Annotated in this window: 3 protein-coding genes; all 3 read right to left on the reverse strand. The window is 74.7% G+C overall.

Annotated elements, in window-relative coordinates:
- Window positions 1–176: 176 nt before the first annotated feature.
- From VQ02_RS30760 to VQ02_RS30770, 3 genes are read right to left on the reverse strand one after another with little or no spacing between them, the layout of a single operon-like run.
- A complete protein-coding gene (locus VQ02_RS30760) occupies window positions 177–1583 on the reverse strand; it encodes a DUF2142 domain-containing protein (protein WP_048448062.1) in 1407 nt (468 codons plus the stop codon).
- The gene (locus tag VQ02_RS30765; protein ID WP_053080618.1) at window positions 1580–2296 is read right to left on the reverse strand and encodes a VTT domain-containing protein; all 717 of its coding nucleotides are present in this window, start codon (window positions 2294–2296) and stop codon (window positions 1580–1582) included. The genes VQ02_RS30760 and VQ02_RS30765 overlap by 4 nt, the downstream gene beginning before the upstream one ends.
- Complete coding sequence (locus VQ02_RS30770) at window positions 2296–3066, reverse strand: glycosyltransferase family 2 protein (RefSeq protein ID WP_048448063.1); 771 nt, start codon at window positions 3064–3066, stop codon at window positions 2296–2298. Before VQ02_RS30770 ends, VQ02_RS30765 begins: the two co-directional genes overlap by 1 nt.
- Window positions 3067–3217 lie beyond the last annotated feature (151 nt).

The following is a 3217-nucleotide window of genomic DNA, read 5'->3' on the forward strand; positions in this document are numbered from 1 at the left end:
GAACTCAGGGGGGAAGGGGAGGGGGTCATGCGGTCCTTGTGCAGGGACGAGCCGGCGCGGGTTCCTCCTCTCCCTGACCGGTGCAGGGCTGCACGGGGAAGCATCCGGGACGAGACGCGCGCGATCCGGCGTGTGACTCGGTCGGCCCGTCCCGGCAAGGGGCGTCGGCGGCGCCCTCAATACATCCTTGAGGCGGCGAGCGGCACCACCGCGAGGTCGAGAACCGCGATCGCCGCCACCAGGGCGAAGGCCCAGCGCGTCCGGGGGGCGAGGCCGTCGGCGGGCCTGCGCTCGAAGGCGAGGGCGAGCATCGGGATCAGGGGCAGGAAGTAGCGCCCCTGCGGGCCGTAGATCCGCACCTCGCCGACATCGGTCCAGGACAGGTACTGCGACAGCGCGACGAGCCAGGCGGTGAGGAGGGCCGCGAAGGCGAGCAGCGCCAGGTCCATCCGGCGCGACCGGACGGTCGGCCCGACCAGGAGCGCGAGCCCGACCGCGCCGGCCGCCCAGGCGGCGTAGACCGGGACCGGCAGCGGCTTGTCGAGCCAGCCGAAGATGCCGACCGCGCCGGCGGCGAGGAGCAGGGCGCGCTTGAGGCCGAACAGGCAGTTCGCCGGCAGGCTGAGGAGCAGGGCGGGATCGGAGAGGAGCACCTGGGCCTGCGCCCGCGTGTCGGTGCCGAGGAACTGGGCCGGGCGCGGGCCGGTCCAGAGCGGGCCGGCCTCGTAGGCGAGGCGCGGCACCGGCGTCGCGACGCTGGTCGTGGTGTAGAGGATCCAGAGCGCCCCGGGCAGCACCACCAGCACCGCGACCCCCACCCGGCGCCAGAAGACCGGGCTTCCCCAGAAGCGCGGCGGCAGCGGCACCAGCAGCATGGCGGCGATCGCGGCGTAGGGGGGCTTGGCCAGCACCACGAGGGCGATCAGGCTCGCGGCGAGGGGCCGGCGCCAGGCTGCGTCCCCGGTGAGGAGCGCGGCGGCGAGGGCGCACGCGGCGATCATCAGGGCGTCCTGGTTGAACGAGGCCGCGAGGGACAGGCTCATCGGCAGCACCAGGACCCCGAACAGCAGGGCCCGGCTGCGCCGCGCCAGCGCGAGCGCCAGGAGCGCGAGCGCGCCGTAGGCCGCCGCGTTGGCGAGCCGTCCGAGCACCGCCGCCCCGGCGTGGTCGAGCCCCAGGACCTGCCCGGCGCCGATGCCGAGGGCGGCCGGGACGTAGAAGCCCGGGAAGTAGGTGCCGATGGTGTAGAGCGGCAGGAAGGCCGGGGCGCCGGGCGCCGGCATCGGCTCCGGCACGGGGTTGGCATGCGGCGCCGGCGGGCGGCCGCGGCTCAGGACCTCCCAGGCGGGGTCGAGGGTGACGCCGGCCGCCGGCCGGGCGACGCCGTCGGAATAGGTCACGGTCTCCCGGTGGCCGACGACCTGGCCGTCGAGGAGGGCCACCGCCCGCAGCATGTGGGCGGATTCGTCCGCCACCTCGCCGAACGGCACGATGAGCGCGAGGGCGAGGCAGAGCGGCAGGCCGAGGAGGGCGAAGGCGACGAGCCAGGGCCGCGGCCCGGCCCAGCCGAGGCGGCCGGTCACCGCTGCTCGCCCTCGATGGAGAGGGGTGCCTCTCCCGCCAGCGCGCCCGCGGCCGCGACCGTGCCGGCGAGGCTCCGCAGCTTGCGCAGCAGCAGCACCGTGGCGCCGAGCCCCAGGACGAGGACGCCCCCGCGCAGCCACTCGGCCTCGCCGGCGAGCGCGGTGCGTCCCAGCGCCCCGAGCAGCACGTAGGCGAGGAGCGCCGGCAGGGCCGCCAGGGTGCCGATGAGGTAGTCGGCGAGGCGCACGCTGCTGAGGCTCAGCGCGTAGCTCGTCGGCGCGAAGGGCATCACCGGCGAGAGCCGCATCAGGCAGACGAGGCGCCAGCCCTCCGCCGCCACCGAGCGGTCGAGGGTGGCGGCCCAACGGCTGCGGGCGAGGAAGCCGGACCCGCGCCCGCGCAGCAGCGCGCGGCCGATCCAGAAGCTCAGGAGGGCGCCCGCCATCGTGCCGGCGGCGGCCGCGGCGAAGCCCGGGCCGGTGCCGAGCAGCGTGCCGGCGGCGATGCCGAGGAGCGAGGCCGGCAGCACGCCGCTCGCCGCGATCAGGGTCTGGGCGGCGACCAGCACCACCGGGCCGGCGGCGCCCTGGCGCTCGCACAGGGCGCCGAGCCACGCGACCACGTCCCCCGGCGTGCCGGGCGCCACGAGGCCGAGGCCGAAGGGCAGCCCCGCGAGGGCGGCGAGGGCGAGGACGATCAGGGCGCGGCGCATCACGGCTGCACCCGCACGGCGTCGGAGGGGGCGGCGCCGAACAGCGGGTCGGCCCGCAGGCCCCAGCGGTGCAGCCGGTAGACCAGGGAGGTCTTGAGCACGCCCAGGCCGTACACGACGCTGCGGCGGAAGTTGATCGAGGAGGCCTCGGGGAAGTAGCGGGTCGGGCAGGAGATCTCGCCGATGCGGTAGCCCGCGTCCATCGCCTGGGCCAGCATCTGGTTGTCGAACACGAAGTCGTCCGAGCAGCGGTCGAGGGCGAGGCCCTCCAGCACCGTCCGGCTCCAGGCCCGGTAGCCGCTGTGGTACTCCGACAGCTTCTGGCCCATCAGCAGGTTCTGCACGAAGGTGAGGCCGCGGTTGGCGACGTACTTGTAGAGCGGCATGCCGCCCACCAGCGCCCCTTTGCCGAGGATGCGCGAGGCCAGCACCGCGTCGTACTCGCCCGAGACGATCATCGAGGCCATCGCGGTGACGAGGCGCGGCGCGTACTGGTAGTCCGGGTGCAGCATCACCACGATGTCGGCGCCGCGGGCGAGCGCCGTGCGGTAGCAGGTCTTCTGGTTGCCGCCGTAACCGCAGTTGCGGGCGTGCCGGACCGTCGCGATGCCGAGCTCGGCCGCGACCGCCACAGTCTCGTCGCGGCTGGCATCGTCGACCAGGATGACGTCGTCGACGATGTCGAGGGGGATCTCGGCGTAGGTGCGCCGCAGGGTGGCGGCGGCATTGTAGGCCGGCAGGACGACGGCGATTCTCTTCCCGTGCAGCATGGAGTGTCCGAGGTGTTTTTCTTCGTCTAGGCAGTCCCGCGCCCGGTTTCCAGCGCGGCGACTGGGCCCGCGCGCACTTGCTCGCCGGCTGTTGCCGGAAAACCGTAGGGCAGCGGGCTCAGGGGGCGGGACTGCCTAGACGAAGAAAAAC

Origin of the sequence: Methylobacterium variabile, from assembly GCF_001043975.1 — a bacterium.
In the GTDB taxonomy this organism is placed as follows: domain Bacteria; phylum Pseudomonadota; class Alphaproteobacteria; order Rhizobiales; family Beijerinckiaceae; genus Methylobacterium; species Methylobacterium variabile.

Excerpts from the sequence above, each read along its gene's own strand:
- VQ02_RS30765 (WP_053080618.1), bottom strand. The coding sequence starts at position 2,296 with ATGCGCCGCGCCCTGATCGTCCTCGCCCTCGCCGCCCTCGCGGGGCTG.
- VQ02_RS30770 (WP_048448063.1), bottom strand. The coding sequence starts at position 3,066 with ATGCTGCACGGGAAGAGAATCGCCGTCGTCCTGCCGGCCTACAATGCC.